Raw genomic sequence first — 18598 nt, 5'->3', positions numbered from 1 at the left:
TGATACCCCGTCCCCGCCCGGCCGTAAACCCGGACGGAGGATCAGGGACGGCCTATGCCCGATGCCGCAGCCCGGATCCAGGCCGGGCGGCCGTTTCCCCGGAAAGCAAAATCCCCCCGGCGCGGTGACGCCGGAGGGATTTCGCCAGAAGGATTTCGCCAGAAGAATTTCGAACGGTCGAACGACGGGGTCGTTCAGATCCGCTTCTTCGCACCGGAGTTGCCGGCCGCACGCTTGCCCGCGGCATCGTCATTACCTGCCGGCTTTTCCGTCGCCTTTGCCGCCGCCGCGGCCTTGGCCTGCTCGCGCGCCGGCAGTTCGATGTTGACCTCCAGCGTCGAGCAGTCGCCGCCGCGGTCGAGCTTCACCTCGACCTTGTTCTCGTCGATGTTGACGTATTTGGCGATGACCGCCAGCAGCTCCTGCTGGAGCATCGGCAGATAGTCGGGTCCGCTGCGCCCGGCGCGCTCGTGCGCCATGACGATCTGCAGACGCTCCTTGGCCTGGACGGCCGACGCGCGCGGGGCCGCGCGGAAGAAGTTGAAAATGCTCATGCGCTCCTCCGCAGGAGCCGGCTGAACAGGCCCTTCTTCTGGGGGGTGACGAAGCGATGCTCGATGTCCTCGCCCAGGAAGCGGCCGACCGCATCCGAATAGGCCAGACCGGCGTTGGAGACCTCGTCCAGGATCACCGGCATGCCGACGTTGGAGGCACGCAGCACCGCCTGGCTTTCCGGAATGACGCCGAGCAGCGGGATCGCCAGGATCTCCAGCACGTCGTCGACCTTCAGCATCTCGCCCCGCTCGACGCGCTCCGGGTCGTAACGGGTCAGCAGCAGCTGCTGCGTCACCGGCTCCAGCCCCTGCTCCGCCCGGCGGGAACGCGAGTTCAACACGCCCAGGATGCGGTCGCTGTCGCGCACCGACGAGACTTCCGGGTTGGTGACGATGATCGCGTGGTCGGCGAAATAGAGCGACATCAGGGCGCCGCGTTCGATACCGGCCGGGCTGTCGCACAGGATGTAGTCGAATTCCTTCGACAGCTCGTTCAGCACCTTCTCCACGCCCTCGCGGGTCAGCGCGTCCTTGTCGCGCGTCTGCGAGGTCGGGAGGATGTACAGGTTCTCGATCCGCTTGTCCTTGATCAGCGCCTGGTTCAGCTTCGCTTCGCCATTGATGACGTTGATGAAGTCGAAGACCACCCGGCGCTCGCAACCCATCACCAGATCAAGGTTGCGCAGGCCAACGTCGAAATCGATGACGACCGTCTTGAAGCCGCGAAGCGCCAGCCCGGTCGCAAAGGCCGCGGACGAGGTCGTCTTGCCGACACCGCCCTTGCCGGAGGTCATGACGATGATCTTGCTCAACGGAGCCTCTCCCATAATCCCAAAGTTGCCGTCACCGATACCAAACACCGTCCGAAGATTGTCGCCTTCGGACAAGATTCCGTCGCTTCAACTCTCAGGCGGTCTTCAGCAGGTCCATGCTGAGGACGCCGTCGCGCAGGAAAACCTGCACGGCTTTCTTGTAAAAGTCACTGCCGATGTCTTCGCTGACACGATAATTGCCTGCGACCGATAGCACCTCCGCCTCCAGGCTGTGGCAGAAGATGCGGGCGTTGCTGTCGCCGGAGAAGCCGGCCAGCGCCCGGCCGCGCAGCGCGCCGTAGACATGGATGTTTCCGTCGGCCAGCAGCTCCGCCCCCGGAGAGACGGAGCTGGTGACGATCAGGTCGGTCTTCTCGGCATAGACCCGCATGCCGGAGCGCACCGGCTCGGTCACCACCACGGTCGGGCGATGAACGACCTCGATCAGCACCTGCGGCGCCGGGATCGGGGTCTGCTGATCCTGCTGCCGCGGGTCGGGGGCCTTCACCACCTCTTCCAGCTTGGCGGCGCGGCCCGACGGCATCGGCGTCAGCCCGACCGTCATCGCCGCCTCGCGGACCGGCTGCGGCCCGCCCTGGAAGCCGACCGGCAGCAGTTGCAGCGCCTGCACCTGGGCCACGAAGGCGCCGAGATCGAAGACGATGTTCTCCGGCAGGTCGTCGAAATCCAGCACGACCGGCGCATTGCGGAAGAAGTTGGGTGCCTGCCGCACCTTGACGTTCAGCTGGGTGAAGAAATCCGGCGATGTCGGGGCGAAAACCTTCAGCACCATCATGGTGAAGGAGTTGCCCCGCAACTGGAACGGCGCATCCCGTTCGGCGACCTGACTGGCGCTGCTCACCGTAGCCTTCCCGTTCGTTCCTGCCGCCCCGTGCCGTGCTTCCGGTTCACTCATGCGCCCGGAACCGCCCCGGAACCGCCGTTGCGCAGCCCCGGCATCGAGCCAGCCAATCAGCGCCTTCTAGCCGTCCACACCGGTCGGATTCAAGAGTTTCCCCGTCCGCCGGGGTGACAATCGAAAGCCGCGCCGCCGCCTGCCGCCCTTGAGCGAACGCCAGGCAAACACCCACCCTCCCCGGCCACCGCCGGATGCGGCGACCTGGGATCGCAGCCCGCCACCGCGGTGGACAGGTCAGGGTTGCAACATGACTTTCGATTTCCCCCGTGTTCGACCATAGTAATGAAAGCCCACGACAGCGGCAAAGCCTTTCGGCCGCCTCCGCCGGAAGGCTATCCCGCGGCCGGTCCGGCTCGGCGGAAAGGGTTACCAACCCCGCCCTGGCAGCTTTCCTGCGGCACCCACACCACATCTGGTATGAATATTTTGCGTCGGCCGCAATTTTGCCTGACGCCGCGCGTTATGACCGGTACAGTCAGGTTGCGTGGCTTTCAACGACGACGAGGTTCTCTTGCACCTTGTTTCGCCCATAGAGCACCTCCCCCGTCGGCCCGCACCGGCATGTCCGGACCCGGCACGGCAACCGGCCGCAGTGCCCGGCGAAGCACTCATCACCGCGCATCCATGCGACCGATCGAGCCTCCCCCCTGCGGGAGGCTTTTTTGTGTCCAAATCCGGCGCCACCCCCACCATTCGAGGAGATGCGACATGGCCAAGCGTTCGAGCAAAGGCATCGCCGCGGCGGGCGACTCCACCGTCCACCCGCTTTTCCCCGGTATGAACGCCCCCGCCGCCTTCGGCTGGGATCCGCTCGGTGGGAGCGAGGATCGCCGCGACCAGAGCTATCTCCGCAAGGTGAAGCCGCAGAACCCCAACCAGAAGCTTCTGATGGACGCCATCAAGACGCACAATCTGGTGGTGGCGCTTGGGCCGGCCGGCACCGGCAAGACCTACATCGCCATCTCGTCGGCGGTGGAGGCGCTGGAATCGGGCAGCGTCGACCGCATCGTCCTGTCCCGCCCGGCCATCGAGGCGGGCGAGAGCATCGGTTACCTGCCCGGCGACATGCATGAGAAGATGGCGCCCTTCCTGCGCCCGCTCTACGACGCGCTGACGGACCGGCTGGGGTCCAAGCGGCTGCGCACGATGATGGCCGACGGCACCATCGAGATCGCCCCGGTCGGCTTCATGCGCGGCCGCACCCTGAACAACGCCTTCGTGGTGATCGACGAGGCTCAGAACTGCACCTATGCCCAGATCAAGATGCTGCTGACCCGGCTGGGCTGGCATTCCACCATGGTGCTGACCGGCGATCCCGACCAGACCGACCTGCTGGACAATCTGTCCGGATTGGCCGACATCGCCCGCCGGCTGGAGGCGGTGGAGGGAATCGCCGTCGCCCGTCTGACGGAGAAGGACATCGTCCGGCACCCGCTGGTCGCCAGCATGCTGACGGTGCTCTGACGGCACTTCGTCGTCTCTTGGTTGTGCGGGAGGCGCGTTCGCATTGCCTCCCGCACAATACGACCGTCCCTTTCGCGAGGCACACCCAACTATGGTTGCAATTATGACATTCCGTTGAACGTAACGTAAGATACGCAAACAATTCCGCTTGACGACCCGCTCTCATCCGGCAAAAGTCCCCAAAATTTTAGGGACATCGCCGTCTCGTTGCCGGAGGGGGTTGCCGCTGTGACCGTTGCCTTGTTCGAACGCATCAGCATCAAGGGCAAGATCGCACTGATCCTGGCCGCGGCCTGCCTTGGGCTGATCCTGGTGGCCGTGGTCAGCCTGATCGGCCTGCGCGCGGAGATGATGGCCGATCGCCAGGACAAGACCCGCAACGTCGTCGAGGTCGCCCACAGCCTGATCGCCCATTTCGAGGCGCAGGAGCGCGCCGGCACCCTCCCCCGCGCCGAGGCGCAGGACAAGGCCAAGACCGCGCTGAAGGCCCTGCGCCACGATGGCGACGAGTATTTCTTCATCACCGACCTCGCCCCGCGCATGATCATGCATCCGATCAAGCCGGAGCTGGACGGCACCGACGTGTCGCGCAACGCCGATCCCAACGGCAAGCTGCTGTTCCAGGAGTTCGTCCGGGTGGTGAAGGCCGACGGCGCCGGCTTCGTCGACTATCTCTGGCCCAAGCCGGGATCGGCGCAGCCGGTGGCGAAGCTGTCCTACGTGAAGGGTTTCGCCCCCTGGGGCTGGCTGATCGGGTCCGGCATCTACATCGACGACGTCGACGTCGCCTTCCGTCAGGCCGCGCTGCGGCTGGCCGGCACCGGACTGCTGATCGCGCTGGCGGCGGTGCTGCTGGCGCTGCTGGTCAGCCGGGCCATCGTCCGGCCGCTGGACGGGCTGGGCCGCGTCATGCAGGACCTGGCCGGCGGCAACAGCGGGATCGCGGTGCCCGGCCTGAAACGCGGCGACGAGATCGGCGCCATGGCCCGCACGGTCGAAATCTTCCGCGTCCAGCAGATCGACCTCGCCGGCCATTGGGAGCGGCAGAAGATCGAGCATCGCGTGACCGAACAGCGCGCCCAGGCGTTGAAACGGCTGACCGACCGCTTCGACGCCACCATCGCCGAGACGATCCGCACCGTCGGCAGCGCCGTCGGCACGCTGGAGACCACCGCCCGCGCCCTGTCCGCCACCGCCGACCGCAACCGGCGCGAGGCGACCTCCGTCGCCAGCGCCTCGCAGCAGGCCTCCAGCAGCGTGCAGACCGTCGCTTCGGCGGCGGAGCAGCTGACCGGCTCCATCGCCGTGATCGGCGAGCAGGTGGTGACGTCCTCGGCCATCTCCACCCAGGCGGTGGAGGCGTCGCAGAAGGCGGGCGAGCGGATCGACGGGCTGGGCCAGGCCGCCCAGAAGATCGGCGAGGTGGCCGACCTGATCGCCGGCATCGCCGGGCAGACCAACCTGCTGGCGCTGAACGCCACCATCGAGGCGGCGCGCGCCGGCGAGATGGGCAAGGGCTTCGCCGTGGTCGCCGGCGAGGTGAAGACGCTGGCCAACCAGACCGCCAAGGCCACCGAGGAGATTGCCCGCCATATCGCCGACGTGCAGGAGGCGACGCGTGCCGCCGTCGCCGCCATCCGCGAGATCGGCACCATCGTCGCCCGCAGCGACGAGATCGGCACCTCGATCGCCACCGCCGTTCAGCAGCAGGGCGCCGCCACCGGCGAAATCGCCCGCAGCGCCGGCGAGGCGGCGGAGGGCACGCGGCAGGTCTCCACCAGCATCGACGCGGTGTCCGGCGCAGCCCTGGAGACCGAACGGTCGGCCGACGCCCTGCTGGAAGCCGCCGGCGGTCTGTCGCAGCAGGCACAGGGGCTGCGTGGCATGGTCGATGCCTTCCTGGTCAATGTCGGGGCGATCAACTCCGCGCCGCTCACCGCCCTGCATGATGCGCCGTCGGAAGGGTCGGAGCTGTTCATGCCCTGGACCGACAGCCTTGCGGTGGGTGAGGAGGTGATTGACACCGACCACATGATTCTGATCGCCCTGATGAACGAGGCGGCCTCTCCCGCCCAGCAGGCCAAGGCCGGGCCGAAGGGGCGGGAGGGCGGCAACCGCCGGGCATTGGGCGAGGCCGTCGGCCGGCTGCTGGCCTACACCGTCCTGCATTTCGAGCAGGAGGAGCGGCTGATGGACCAGTGCGGCTACCCCGACATCACCGCCCACAAGGCTCAGCACGAGGCCTTGCGCACCCGTGCCGGCGAATTGCGCCGCCGTCTGGACGCCGGCGACTCCGTGGCGGACGAACTGCTGGCGCTGCTGCGCGAATGGCTGTTCGAGCATATCCAGCGCGCCGACAAGCGGATCGGCGAGCATCTGGCGGCAACGGGCCGCAACATGGAGGCGAAGGCGGCCTGACCGGAGCGTCGGCTAGGCGATGGCGCCGCACCCCCTTGACCTCGGCTGCGGACGGCCCCATTCCTGACGGACCATGAAGACACGAATCCTGCGCATCGCCGCCGCCTCCGTCCTCGCCATCGCCGTATCCGCCGGGATCGCCTGGTGGCAGGTGCGCAACGCCGCCACCACGGTGGAAAGCGGAACGAAGTCCGCCGTGCCGATCGGCGGTCCCTTCACGCTGACCGATCACACCGGCAAGTCGGTCACCGACGCCGACTTTCGCGGCAAGTATATGCTGATCTATTTCGGCTATACCTATTGCCCGGATGTCTGCCCGACCGAACTTGGGGTGATGACCCAGGCGCTCGACCAACTGGGGCCGAAATCGGAGCAGGTCCAGCCGATTTTCATCACGATCGACCCGGACCGCGACACTGTGGCGCACATGAAGGACTATGTGAGCCTGTTCCACCCCCGGCTGGTCGGCCTGACCGGCACGCCGGAGCAGGTGCGGGAGGCGGCGCGCGCCTATCGCGTCTATTATGCCAAAGCACCGCAAAAGGATGGAAAAGCCGACGACTACCTGATGGATCACTCCAGCTTTATTTACCTGATGGGGCCGGACGGTAAGTTCGTCGGGGTGTATCCCGGCGGCACCACCGCCGACAAGATCGTGCAGGATCTGTCGTCCCGCATCGCGGGCTGAATCAAGCGGACCGGGGGCGGACCGGCCCCGGACCGGGTGAAAAGCGGCAAAAAAACCCTGAAAAGCGGTCATACCACCGGGTTTTTTCGCATGCTGGAGCGGGACATCGCGCCGCACCGCGGCAAAATCCGCGAGTTTTCGGCCCTTTTCCTTATCTTTCAAAGACTTACACCACAGGTTTTGCGACTTGACAGGGTAACGCCCCGCCCGTATGGTCTCGCCGCTTTCGCATGGCTGCGAGCCAAGAGTGATTGAGAGGCGGAATGAACAACAAATCGCCCCCCGATCCCTTGGATGACCTCGAAGCCCGGTTGCGTAAGGCGCGTGAGGGACAACGCGGCTGGTCGGGCGGACCCGGTAGCAAATACCACCGTCCGCCGCAGGGCGCTCTCGCCACCGCCTGGCGCATCGGGACTGAACTGGTTGCGGCCATGATCGTCGGCGTCGGCGGCGGGCTTCTGCTCGATCGCTGGCTCGGCACCGCGCCCTGGGGACTGATCGTCATGTTCTTCCTGGGGGCTGCGGCGGGAGTCCTGAACGTCTACCGGGCCGTCACCGGCTTCGGCATCGCCGCCGGCTACCGCCGGCCCACTGGGGACGACAACGAGCGCCAAGACGGCGACGCACACTGAGCGAGGACGACCTTGGATCCGCTGCACCAGTTCCAAATCAACCCGTTGTTCCAGATCGTGCTCGGCGGCTACGACGTGTCCTTCACGAACTCGGCCTTCTTCATGGTCGTGGCCGTGGCGGCGATCTACGCCCTGCTGGTCATGGGCGTGGCGAACAAGTCGATGGTTCCGGGCCGCCTGCAGTCGCTGGCCGAGATGTTCTACGAGTTCGTCGCGAACCTGGTGCGCGACAACGCCGGCCACGACGCCCGCCCCTATTTCCCGTTCGTGTTCTCGATCTTCATGTTCGTGCTGATCGGCAACATGATCGGCATGATCCCGTACACCTTCACCTTCACCAGCCACATCATCGTGACGTTTGCGCTGGCGGCGACGGTGTTCGTGTTCGTGACCATCCTGGCCCTGATGAAGCACGGCCTGCACTTCTTCTCCTTCTTCATGCCGCATGGCGCTCCGATCGCGCTCGCCCCGATCCTCATCCCGATCGAGGTGATCTCCTACGTGATGCGCCCCGTCAGCCTCTCGATCCGACTTTTCGCCAACATGATGGCGGGTCACACGATGCTGAAGGTCTTTGCCGGCTTCACGGTCATGATGATCAGCGGCATGGGCGCGCTGGGCTTCGTCACCGGCCTCGTTCCGCTGGCGATCAACGTCGCCCTGACCGGCTTCGAGTTCCTGGTGGCTTTCCTGCAAGCCTACGTCTTCTCGATCCTGACCTGCCTGTACATCCGCGACGCCCTGGAGCTGCACTAAGCCGCTCCCGGCGCTGGCCGGACCCTGAGTTCACCAAACAGTTCCAACAAGTTCACCCTTACCTAGAGGAAGAGAGTACTATGGATCCTCAAGCCGCCAAGTTCATCGGTGCCGGTCTTGCCGTTATCGCCCTCGCCGGTGTCGGCCTGGGTATCGGCAACATCTTCTCGACGCTGATCGGCTCGATCGCCCGCAACCCGGCCGTCCAGCCGAAGGTCTTCCCGATCGGCATTCTGGGCTTCGCGCTGACGGAAGCCGTCGCGCTGTTCGCCCTGCTGATCGCCTTCCTGATCCTGTTCGCCTAAGGCCAGAGCGGCTTTTTAAAAAAACAGCTCTGACGCGGCGCCGGGCTTCCTGATCGGAGTTTCGGCGCCGCTCCTTTGCCTAGGGGGACCGATCATGCCGAACCTGTTGGCCAAAGGCCGGCTGGCCCGCTGGTCGGGAGTGGCGGGCGTTTCGCTCGCTACCCTCACCACGATGGCCGGCACCGTCCTGGCGGCCGCGGCGGAGCACGCTCCGGACGCGGCGCACGGCGGCGAGCACGCTTCCGGCGGCCTGCCGCAGCTCAATCCCGCCAATTTCCCGACCCAGATCTTCTGGCTGGCTCTGACCTTCGGCGTTCTCTACTACCTCATGTCCAAGAAGGCGCTCCCGCGCGTGGCTGAGGTTCTGGAAGCGCGGCAGGAGCGCATCTCGCGCGATCTCGCCAAGGCCGCCCAGCTGAAGGAAGAGGCCGAGGCCATCCTGGCCCAGGTCGAGAAGTCCCTCGCCGGCGCCCGCAGCCAGGCCCAAGGCGTCATCGCCGAGGCCAGCGCCGAGATCGAGGCGAACAACCAGGCCCGTCAGGCCCAGCTGAACGCCGACATCTCCGAACGCCTGCGCAATGCCGAAGCCTCCATCGCCGCGGCGAAGGAACAGGCTCTGGCCAACATCCGCGCCGAGTCGACCGGCATCGTCCGCGACATCACCGGCCGTCTGGCCGGCGTCGAGGTCGATCAGGCCCAGGCGGATGCCGCCGTCGCGGCCGTGCTTGAGGAGCGCCGGGGATGAACGCACCTGAATTTTGGGTCTTCGTCGCCTTCGTCATCTTCGTGGCCCTGGTCTGGAAGAAGGCGTCGGCCGCCATTGGCACCATGCTCGATGGCCGTGCCGAGCGCATCCGCTCCGAACTGGACGAAGCCGAGCGTCTCCACAAGGACGCACAGGCCCTGCTGAACGGCTATCAGAGCCGTCTGGCCGACGCCCAGAAGGAAGCGGAGGCCGTTCTGGCCCATGCCCGCGAGGAAGCCGCCCGCCTGCGCAGCCAGGCCGGCAGCGACCTCGAAGCGTCGCTGAAGCGTCGCGAGGCCCAGGCCATGGACCGCATCGCCCAGGCGGAAGCCGCGGCGCTGGCCGAGGTCCGCAACCTGACGGTCGACATCGCCATCGGCGCCAGCAAGCGCGTCCTGTCCGGCGGCCTGCCCGCCGCCCAGGCCAACAAGCTGATCGAGCAGTCGATCGGCGAGTTGCCGAAGCATCTGCACTGATCGGTCCCCCGATCGGTCAACCGGGTTCCGCGGCAGCGATTGTTGCAGCGTGGACAACGGACTTTAGAAAAACCCCGGCCTATGCGCCGGGGTTTTTCTTTGCTCGAATGGAACGGTCGCCACTCCTCCTCTGCCCTCCCCTATCGCCCGGCCGGAGTTCCGTTCACCGATGTCCGATATCAACCCGCTTCCTGCCCCGCTCCCGTCCGTGTTCGTATCCCATGGCGCCCCCACGCTGATCCTGGAGACCAGCGCCGGACGCGACTTCCTGGCCGGGTTGGGCCGCAGGCTTGGACGCCCGAGCGCAATCCTCGCGGTTTCGGCCCATTGGACCACGCGTGTGCCGGCGGTCAGCGGAGCGACGGCGCCGGAGACCGTCCACGACTTCCATGGATTCCCAGATGCGCTCTACCGGATGCGCTACCCGGCACCGGGCGCACCGGCGCTGGCCGGGCGGGTGGCGGAGCTGACCGGAGCCGTCGTCGATCCGTCGCAGGGGCTGGATCACGGCGCCTGGGTCCCGCTGATGCTGATGTATCCTGACGCCGATATCCCGGTGGCGCAGCTGTCGGTGATGCCCGGCCGCAGCGCCGCCGACCACATCGCTCTCGGCCGGGCGCTCGCCCCGTTGCGGCGGGAGGGCGTTCTGATCCTCGCCAGCGGCGGCGCGGTGCACAACCTGCGGGAGTTCCGCTTCGGCGGCACGAGCGCCGCCCCCTGGGCGACCGGCTTCGCCGGATGGCTGGACAGGACGCTGGAGGCCGGCGATGCCGAAACGCTCGGCAATTGGCTCGACGCCAGTCCGGACGCCCGCCGCGCCCACCCGACGGACGAACATTTCCTGCCGCTGCCGGTGGCTCTCGGGGCCGCCGGGGCTCGGCCGAGGACCGAGCGGCTGCATGCCGGCTTCGAACATGGCAGCCTGGGCATGCACGCCTACGCGTTCTCCTCCAACGACACCGATGCCGCCTGATCTTTGGCGGTACTCCGTCGCACACTTGTCTGTTTGCCTGAGGGGATAGCCAAGCTACAATCCGCGCCGCGCGGCGACCGGCCGCTCATTGGTTGTGGCCGGTCGGACGCGGGAATCGTCAGGCACAGCGCGAGCGGGAGTCGGTGTGAAGCGGAACGGCATTCTGTCCCGGAGCGGCCGCCGGACCCGATTCCGCGACATGACCGTGTCGGCGCGGGTGGGCGCGGGCTTCGGCATCGCGCTTGGGCTGGTGGTCCTGCTGGCCCTGGTCGGACTCGGCTGGTTTTACGCGGTGTCACGCGACATCGGCGCCTTCTCCGGCCGTGCCGACCTGTCCCAGGTCGCGGCCGACGCAGACGTCAGCCTGCGCGACCTGGAGGTCGCGGTGCGCGACCATCTGACCTACGGCGACGACCAGAGCCTCCTCGACGCCTCCTGGCGGCACGACACGCTGCGCGAGCGGCTCGACGCGCTGGCCAAGGGCGTGGTGGAGACGGCGGACCGGCAGGGCGTCGACAAGGCCCGCGCCGCGCTGGAGGATTATTGGGCGGCGGTGCAGAAGCTGATCGCCCTGCGCGGCGACCGCAACGGCCAGATGACCGGCGTGCTGGAACCTCTGGTCGCCGAGACCCGCCAGAAGCTGAACCAGCTCAAGAATGCCGGCGGGGTCGATTCGACCGCGCTCGCCAGCGACGCCGCAATCGCCACCCTGCTGATGCAGGAGCATCTGACCCGCTATATCGACCGCCGCGATCCCCAGGATGCCGAGGCGATGCGCGCCCAACTGGCCGTCGCCCGCGACCGGCTGGCGGAGATGAACCGTTATTTGTGGGTGCCCGGCACCAAACAGGCCATCGACGAGGTGACCGCCCTGCTGGCGAAGGCCGGCGGCGTGCTGACGGCGATCGAAACCTCGGTGGTCGAGGAAGACAATCTGCGCGCCGAAGCGATGGCGGCCAACGCAGCCGGCATCGCCGCCAATCTGGGCGAGATCCGCCGCCGGGCAGAGGCCGGGACCCAGGCCTTGCGCGGCACGCTGGGCAATGGCTTGTCCGGCTACACCAACGTCGCGTTGTGGATCGGCGGCCTGATCCTGCTGGCCGGGCTGGTCGCGCTGTGGCTGGTCCAGCGCAGTGTCGCGGTTCCGGTGAGGACGATGGCGAACGCGGTGACGGCACTGGCCGCCGGCCGCACCGACGTCACCCTGCCGGCGCTGACCGGCCAGGACGAGATCGCCGCCATGGCCCGCGCGGTGGAAGCGCTGCGCGGCACCGCCGAGGATACCGACCGCGAGCGTCGCGAGGCGGAGGTCGAACACACCCGCCTGCTGCGCGAGAAGGCGATGGCCGAGGCCGCCAGCCGGGCCAAGAGCGACTTCCTGGTCAATATGGGCCACGAACTGCACGGCCCGCTGACCGAGATCGTCAATGCCAGCCAGACGCTGATGACCGACCTGCACCGGCTGGGTGTCGACGAGCTGGCCACCGATGTCGAGCATATCCAGTGGACCGGCGAGCAGCTGACGACCCTGGTCGACGCCATCCTGGATTACGCCAAGGTCGAGGCCGGGGCGATGGATGTCTGCCTGCAGGATTTCGACATCAACCGGTTGCTGACCGAGGCGCGCGAACGGTCGATGCCGGCCGCCGACCTCTACGGCAATGCGCTGGACCTGTCAGCGCCGGGCGGGCTCGGCCAGATGCATTCCGACTTCACCAAGGTGCGGCAGACCCTGCTGAACCTGCTGGACAATGCCTGCAAGTTCACCCAGGACGGCACCGTCACGTTGTCGGCGGAAAAGGTGGAGCGCGACGGCGCCCGCTGGTACCGCTTCACCGTCGCCGACACCGGCCGTGGCTTCCCCACCGCCCAGACCGGCCGGCTGTTCCAGCCCTTCGTCCAAGGCGCCGGCAACGGTGCGGTGGCGACCCGCGGCCAGGGCAAACCGCGCGGCGCCGGGCTGGGTCTGACGCTGGTCGGGCACTACACCGCCATGCTGGGCGGCGACATCGAGGTGGCGAGCGAACCCGGCCAGGGCACCCGCATCACCATCGCCCTGCCCGCCGTCTATGAACCGCCGGCGGAAGAGCGTCCGCTGCAGGTGGAAGCGGTCGGCAACGCCAAGCCGCTGCTGCGCGTCGCCAGCCTCAAGCCGGCCGGGCATCTCGCCACCAGCGCGTCGATGACGCAGATCGGGCCGTAACCGGGGGCGCGGATCAGTAGCGGGGGCGTGCGGTGTCTTCCGGCGCGTCGCGGTCGTCGATCGGCTGGCCGTATTTCATCCGCCGCATCTTCTCCGCCACCCGCGCGATCTCGTCGGCCGGCAAAGTCACAGGTTCGCCGAACTGCTGAGCAAAGAGATACTGGCGGGCCAGCGTCTCCACTTCGACCGCCAGCGACAGGGCGGACTGCACAGTGGTGCCCAGCACGATCATGCCGTGATTGGCCAGCAGGCAGGCCAGCCGACCCTCAAGCGCCGCCAGGGCGTGGTCGGACAGTTCCTGCGTGCCGAAGGTGGCGTAGGGCGCGCAGCGGATCGAATCGCCGCCGGCCAGCGCCACCATGTAATGGAAGGACGGAATGCCGCGGCCATGCACCGCCAGCGCGGTGGCGAAGGTCGGGTGGGCGTGGAGGACGACCGTCACGTCGGGCCGCGCCCGCAGGATGTCGCGGTGGATTCGCCATTCCGACGAGGGGCGGCGGTTGCCGAGATAGGTGCCGTCGAAGCCCATCTCGACGATGTCGGCCGGCATCATCGCGTCATAGGGCATGCTGGTCGGCGTGACCAGGAAGCCGCCGTCGATCCGGTGCGACAGGTTCCCCGACATGCCCTGGTTGACGCCCAGCCGGTTCATGGCGAGGCAGCCGTCGATCACGGCCTGACGTTCGGCAAGGTGGCTGGTCATGGCAGGCGCATCCGGGATGGTGGGAGCGCCAAGGGGGCCATGGAGTGCGGGAAGGGTCAAGGGGGACGACGAGCGCGTCCCCCCTGACACTCCCTATTCCGCCGGTGTCCCGTGGTGGCCGTGGCGCACCTTCTCGCCGGTGACCTCCTCGACCCACAGCGAGTGGTGCTCGCGCGCCCATTGCAGTTCGACCTGACCGTCTCCCATGGCGTCGAAGGCGCCTTCCATGCCGATGGAGCCGATGTAGATGTGCGCCAAGATGATGGCGATCATGATGACGGCAATCGCCGCATGGGCCAGCTGATAGAGCTGCAGCTCCTCCAGCGTGGCGAAGCTGAAGGGGAAGACCAGCTGAATGCCGGTGAAGCCGAGCGCCGCACCGCCGACGACGGTGGACCAGAAGATGACCTTCTGGCCGCCGTTGAACTTGTGTGCCGGCGGGTGGACGCCCTTGGAAAACAGTCCGCCCGCCTTCAGGAACCAGGTCAGGTCATGGCGCGAGGGGATGTTGTGCCCGACCCACATGACGAAGATCAGCACCACGCCCAGGATGAAGGCGAAGCCGAGGAAATTGTGCGCCAGCTTGCCGTAATGGGTCAGGGCGGCGAATGGCTCGGGCCCGATCAGCGGCAGCAGCGTGAACCGGCCGTAGAGAACATTCAGCCCGGAGATGGCGAGCACGACGAAGCTGCCGGCGGTCATCCAGTGGACGCCACGCTCGAAGGCGTTGAAGCGCTGGATGGTTCGGCCGGTCTTCTGACCGTCGATGCGGATGCGCCCGCGAACCAGGAAGAACAGCGCCAGCAGGGCCAGGATGCCGCCCAGCACCCAGGAGCCATACTGGCTGAGCGGTCCGTTGCGCACGGCACGCCACGCCTCGCCTTCCGACTGGATCAGGACGCCGGCCTGCTTGTTGGGGATCGAGACGGTGCCCTGTTCCCCCAGCCGGATGCCGTGCCACGTGTCGCCCAAGCTCTGGCCCGGGACCTGGGTCGGCACCAGCGGACCGTCACGGTCGACCTGCTGCTCCGCCACCGGCCCGCCGACGCGGACACTGGACTGGGCGGCGGCCGGCAGCGCGACGCTGCTGGCAAACCCGATCCCGAGCAGCAGAGCGGCAAGAGCCGACTTCATGCGATGACCTTCCATCGGACGCTCCCTATCGCACAGCCTGATAGGCGGTGCGCTGTTGCAGCGCCCGCACCTGCTCGGCGGTCAGCGGCGTGTCGGCCGCGCCCTGGTAGACACCCTTGTCGAGATGGACCGGGCGCGGCGCCCCGTCCTTTTGGCAACCGGCCAGCAGGATCGTAGCGCCGAACGCCAGCAGGACGAGGCGCGTCACCGTCACAGCCCCTGCTTCTGCACAGGCGGGCCGCCGGCCGGACCGCCGGTGCCCTGGAACAGCGAACCGCCGGGCTGGCCGCGCTCCTGACCTGACTTGGTCTGGTAGGCGGTGCCCCAGCCCCAGGCGCCGGAGCCGAAACCGCGGGCGGCCACGCGCTCGCGGTAGATGTCCGACACCACGTTGGCGTCACCGGCCAGCAGCGCCTTGGTCGAGCACATCTCGGCGCAGAGCGGCAGCTTGCCTTCGGCCAGACGGTTGCGGCCGTACTTCTTGAACTCCGCCTCCGAATTGTCGGCCTCCGGACCACCCGAGCAGAAGGTGCACTTGTCCATCTTGCCGCGGGTGCCGAAATTACCGGCCTGCGGATATTGCGGCGCGCCGAACGGGCAGGCGTAGAAGCAATAGCCGCAGCCGATGCACAGGTCCTTGTTGTGCAGGACCACGCCCTCGGCGGTCTGATAGAAGCAGTCGACCGGGCAGACCGCCTTGCAGGGCGCGTCGGAGCAATGCATGCAGGCGACCGAGATCGTCCGCTCCCCCGGCTTGCCGTCATTGATGGTGACGACGCGGCGGCGGTTGATGCCCCAGGGCACCTCGTTCTCGTTCTTGCAGGCGGTGACGCAGGCGTTGCACTCGATGCAGCGCTCGGCGTCGCACAGGAATTTCATCCGGGCCATGGTTCAAACTCCCGCGCGTCAGGCCGCCTGGATGCGGCAAAGGGTGGTCTTGGTTTCCTGCATCTGGGTCACCGAATCATAGCCGTAGGTGGTCGCCGTGTTGGCGGCCTCGCCCAGCACGATCGGATCGGCCCCGGCCGGATATTTGGAGCGCAGATCCTGCCCCTGGAACACGCCGCCGAAATGGAAGGGCATGAAGGCGACGCCGCGGCCGACACGTTCGGTGACCATGGCCTTGACCTTCACCTTGCCCTTTTCCGGGCCTTCCACCCACACCAGCTGGCCGTCCTTGATGCCGGCATTGTTGGCGTCGAACGGATTGATCTCGACGAACATGTCCTGCTGCAGCTCGGCCAGCCAGGGGTTGGAGCGCGTCTCGTCGCCGCCACCCTCATACTCGACCAGACGGCCGGAGGTGAGGATGATCGGATATTCCTTCGAAACGTCGCGGTCCTGGATGGACTTGTACAGAGTCGGGACGCGCCAGGACTTGGTGTCCTTGTAGGTCGGATAGCTGGCGACCAGATCGCGGCGCGGGGTGTAGAGCGGCTCGCGGTGGATCGGAACCGGGTCCGGGAAGTTCCAGGCGACGCAGCGCGCCTTGGCGTTGCCCGGCGGGTTCAGGCCGTGCTTGATCGCCACGCGCTGGATGCCGCCGGACAGGTCGGTGGTCCAGGACACGGCACCGATCTTCTCGCCGCCGATCTTCTGGATGACCGCCAGCTCCTCCGCCGTCAGGTCCTTGTCGAAGCCCAGCTTCTGGAGCATCGCCATGGTGACTTCCGGATAGCCGTCCTTGATCTCCGACCCTTCCGGATAGGAGCCCTCGGCCAGCAGCGTCACACCGTTGCGCTCGACGCCGAAGCGGGCACGGAAGGCACCGCCGCCCTCGGCCACCGGCAGCGAGGTGTCGTAGAGGTTGGCGGAACCGGGATGCTTGATCTCCGGCGTGCCCCAGCAGGGCCAGGGCAGGCCGAAGTAATCGCCGTCGCACGGGCCGCCGACGGCGCGCAGCGTCGTCTTGTCGAAGGTGCCCTGATGCTGCATGTGCAACTTCAGCCGCTCCGGCGACTGGCCGGTGTAGCCGACCGACCACATGCCTCGGTTCCACTCGCGGGTGATGTCCTCGACCAGCGGCTCGTTGCCGTTGACCTTGATGTTCTTCACCAGTTCCGCCGCGAAGCCGAACTTCTTGGCGAAGAGATACATGATCTCGTGGTCGGTCTTCGATTCGAACAGCGGCTCGACGATCTTGTCGCGCCACTGGACCGAACGGTTGGACGCGGTAGCGGAGCCGGAGGTCTCGAACTGGGTCGCGGCCGGCAGCAGGTAGAAGTCGTTCTTGCGGTCGGGCAGCACCGCCGTCATCGTCGGATAGGGATCGACGACGACCAGCAGCTCCAGCTTCTCCATCGCCTTCTTCATGTCGGGCAGACGGACCTGGCTGTTCGGCGCGTGGCCCCAGAAGACCATGCCCTTGACCGGATTCGGCTGGTCCAGGTTCTCCTTGGCTTCCAGCACGCCGTCGAACCAGCGCGACACCGGGATGCCGGTGCTCTCCATCAGCGCCTTGGAGCCGAAACGCTTCAGAACGTCGTCATAGGGGAGATCCCAGACGCGCGCCCAGTGGCGCCAGGCGCCCTCGGCCAAACCGTAATAGCCGGGCAGGCTGTCGGAGGTGACGCCGAAGTCGGTCGCACCCTGGACGTTGTCGTGACCGCGGAAGATGTTGGTGCCGCCACCCGCCACGCCGACATTGCCGAGCGCCAGCTGCAGCACGCAATAGGCGCGGGTGTTGTTGTTGCCGATGTGATGCTGGGTGCCGCCCATGCACCAGACCAGCGTGCCCGGACGGTTGGAGGCCAGGGTGCGGGCGACGCGCTGCAGCTGCGAGCCCGGAACGCCGGTGACGCGCTCCACCTCTTCCGGCGTCCATTTGGCGACCTCGGCGCGGATGTCGTCGAAGCCGTAGACGCGCTTGGCAATGTAATCCTTGTCCTCCCAGCCGTTCTGCAGAACATGCCAGAGGATGCCCCAGATCAGCGCCACGTCGGTGCCGGGACGGAAGCGGATATATTCGTTGGCGTGGGCGGCGGTGCGGGTGAAGCGCGGATCGGCAACGATCAGCGGCGCGTTGTTCTGCTCCTTCGCCTTCAGCACATGCATCATGGCGACGGGGTGCGCCTCGGCGGCGTTGGAGCCGATGAAGAACAGCGCGCGCGACTTCTGGATGTCGTTGTAGCTGTTCGTCATGGCGCCGTAGCCCCAGACGTTCGCCACGCCGGCCACCGTGGTGGAGTGGCAGATGCGCGCTTGATGGTCGACGTTGTTGGTGCCCCACAGCGCCGCGAACTTGCGGAACAGATAGGCCTGCTCGTTGCTGTGCTTGGCCGAACCGAGCCAGAACACCGAATCCGGGCCGGACTGCTCACGGATCGACAGCAGCTTGGAGCCGACCTCCTCGATCGCCTGGTCCCAGCTGATGCGGGTCCACTTGCCGTCGACCATCTTCATCGGATAGCGCAGGCGGCGCTCGCCATGGGCGTGCTCGCGCACCGACGCGCCCTTGGCGCAGTGCGAACCGAGGTTGATCGGGCTGTCGAAGCCGGGCTCCTGCCCGATCCAGACGCCGTTCTGCACCTCGGCGACCACGGTGCAGCCAACCGAGCAATGGGTGCAGACCGTCTTGATCTGCTTCACCGGCGCCCCCGCGACGGTGGCGGCCGTGGCGGCGTCGGCCTTCTTCACCATGCCGAAGGGCATGGCCGTGGCCAGGGCTGCGCCGCCGGCGGCGATGCCGGAGGTGCGCAGGAAGGCTCGGCGGTCGACAGTGACGCCGGTGGCGGAGGCCAGCGTCTGGGTCAGGCTGCGGGCGAGATGGCGGCCGCCGGAGGTGGCCGAGCTTTTCTTGATGAGCATCGGGGCTTT

Annotated in this window: 18 protein-coding genes; 10 read left to right on the top strand and 8 right to left on the bottom strand. The window is 67.1% G+C overall.

Translation table 11 applies throughout. The annotated features are described in order from the left end of the window. Nucleotides 1–194: 194 nt before the first annotated feature. The 3 genes from minE to minC all read right to left on the bottom strand — a co-directional run bounded on the left by minE (nt 195) and on the right by minC (nt 2228). Nucleotides 195–554 carry a cell division topological specificity factor MinE gene (gene minE / locus M5E06_RS02650; protein ID WP_252137053.1) on the bottom strand — a complete coding sequence of 120 codons (360 nt, stop codon included), beginning with the start codon at nt 552–554 and terminating at the stop codon, nt 195–197. Beyond that, the gene (gene minD / locus M5E06_RS02645) at nt 551–1366 is read right to left on the bottom strand and encodes a septum site-determining protein MinD (RefSeq protein WP_085088446.1); all 816 of its coding nucleotides are present in this window, start codon (nt 1364–1366) and stop codon (nt 551–553) included. The genes minE and minD overlap by 4 nt, the downstream gene beginning before the upstream one ends. Nucleotides 1367–1460: 94 nt before the next feature. Further along, nucleotides 1461–2228, bottom strand: a complete 768-nt coding sequence (gene minC / locus M5E06_RS02640; RefSeq protein ID WP_252137052.1) for a septum site-determining protein MinC — start codon at nt 2226–2228, stop codon at nt 1461–1463. Nucleotides 2229–2993: 765 nt separating this feature from the next. Between minC and M5E06_RS02635 the strand changes: the two genes are divergently transcribed. From M5E06_RS02635 to M5E06_RS02590, 10 genes are all read left to right on the top strand, one after another. After that, nucleotides 2994–3749: a PhoH family protein gene (locus tag M5E06_RS02635; RefSeq protein WP_109154068.1), complete on the top strand. Its 756-nt coding sequence runs from the start codon at nt 2994–2996 to the stop codon at nt 3747–3749. Between the two features lie 228 nt (nt 3750–3977). Next, nucleotides 3978–6167: a bacteriohemerythrin gene (locus M5E06_RS02630; RefSeq protein ID WP_252137051.1), complete on the top strand. Its 2190-nt coding sequence runs from the start codon at nt 3978–3980 to the stop codon at nt 6165–6167. A 73-nt stretch (nt 6168–6240) separates the two neighbouring features. Beyond that, nucleotides 6241–6855, top strand: coding sequence for an SCO family protein (locus tag M5E06_RS02625; RefSeq protein ID WP_252137050.1), 615 nt, complete (start codon nt 6241–6243; stop codon nt 6853–6855). A 263-nt stretch (nt 6856–7118) separates the two neighbouring features. Beyond that, nucleotides 7119–7487: an AtpZ/AtpI family protein gene (locus M5E06_RS02620; RefSeq protein ID WP_109154071.1), complete on the top strand. Its 369-nt coding sequence runs from the start codon at nt 7119–7121 to the stop codon at nt 7485–7487. A 12-nt stretch (nt 7488–7499) separates the two neighbouring features. Continuing rightward, nucleotides 7500–8243 carry a F0F1 ATP synthase subunit A gene (locus M5E06_RS02615; protein WP_109154072.1) on the top strand — a complete coding sequence of 248 codons (744 nt, stop codon included), beginning with the start codon at nt 7500–7502 and terminating at the stop codon, nt 8241–8243. 80 nt (nt 8244–8323) lie between these two features. Beyond that, nucleotides 8324–8548, top strand: coding sequence for an ATP synthase subunit C family protein (locus tag M5E06_RS02610; protein WP_012973363.1), 225 nt, complete (start codon nt 8324–8326; stop codon nt 8546–8548). 94 nt (nt 8549–8642) lie between these two features. After that, a complete protein-coding gene (locus tag M5E06_RS02605; RefSeq protein ID WP_252137049.1) occupies nt 8643–9293 on the top strand; it encodes a F0F1 ATP synthase subunit B family protein in 651 nt (216 codons plus the stop codon). Continuing rightward, nucleotides 9290–9769 (top strand): F0F1 ATP synthase subunit B family protein, encoded by a 480-nt coding sequence (locus M5E06_RS02600; RefSeq protein ID WP_109156035.1) that lies wholly within the window; start codon nt 9290–9292, stop codon nt 9767–9769. Before M5E06_RS02605 ends, M5E06_RS02600 begins: the two co-directional genes overlap by 4 nt. Before the next feature lie 169 nt (nt 9770–9938). Then, nucleotides 9939–10742: a DODA-type extradiol aromatic ring-opening family dioxygenase gene (locus M5E06_RS02595; RefSeq protein WP_252137048.1), complete on the top strand. Its 804-nt coding sequence runs from the start codon at nt 9939–9941 to the stop codon at nt 10740–10742. A 199-nt stretch (nt 10743–10941) separates the two neighbouring features. Further along, nucleotides 10942–12945 (top strand): sensor histidine kinase, encoded by a 2004-nt coding sequence (locus M5E06_RS02590; RefSeq protein WP_252137047.1) that lies wholly within the window; start codon nt 10942–10944, stop codon nt 12943–12945. A 13-nt stretch (nt 12946–12958) separates the two neighbouring features. On the opposite strand, the gene M5E06_RS02585 is transcribed toward M5E06_RS02590, so the two are convergent. From M5E06_RS02585 to M5E06_RS02565, 5 genes are all read right to left on the bottom strand, one after another. Beyond that, nucleotides 12959–13648, bottom strand: coding sequence for a class II aldolase/adducin family protein (locus M5E06_RS02585; RefSeq protein ID WP_252137046.1), 690 nt, complete (start codon nt 13646–13648; stop codon nt 12959–12961). Between the two features lie 93 nt (nt 13649–13741). Further along, nucleotides 13742–14782 (bottom strand): formate dehydrogenase subunit gamma, encoded by a 1041-nt coding sequence (locus M5E06_RS02580; RefSeq protein ID WP_252137045.1) that lies wholly within the window; start codon nt 14780–14782, stop codon nt 13742–13744. Nucleotides 14783–14807: 25 nt separating this feature from the next. Next, nucleotides 14808–14990: a hypothetical protein gene (locus M5E06_RS02575; protein ID WP_252137044.1), complete on the bottom strand. Its 183-nt coding sequence runs from the start codon at nt 14988–14990 to the stop codon at nt 14808–14810. 2 nt (nt 14991–14992) lie between these two features. Then, on the bottom strand, nt 14993–15670 hold the full coding sequence (gene fdh3B / locus M5E06_RS02570) for a formate dehydrogenase FDH3 subunit beta (RefSeq protein ID WP_109154080.1): 678 nt from the start codon (nt 15668–15670) through the stop codon (nt 14993–14995). Between the two features lie 18 nt (nt 15671–15688). Beyond that, nucleotides 15689–18589: a formate dehydrogenase subunit alpha gene (locus tag M5E06_RS02565; RefSeq protein ID WP_252137043.1), complete on the bottom strand. Its 2901-nt coding sequence runs from the start codon at nt 18587–18589 to the stop codon at nt 15689–15691. Nucleotides 18590–18598: the final 9 nt, after the last annotated feature.

This window comes from Azospirillum sp. A1-3 (assembly GCF_023806445.1).
Taxonomy (GTDB): Bacteria; Pseudomonadota; Alphaproteobacteria; order Azospirillales; family Azospirillaceae; genus Azospirillum.
The sequence above is the reverse complement of the archived record's forward strand: the minus strand, read 5'-3'. Positions and strand labels throughout refer to the sequence as shown.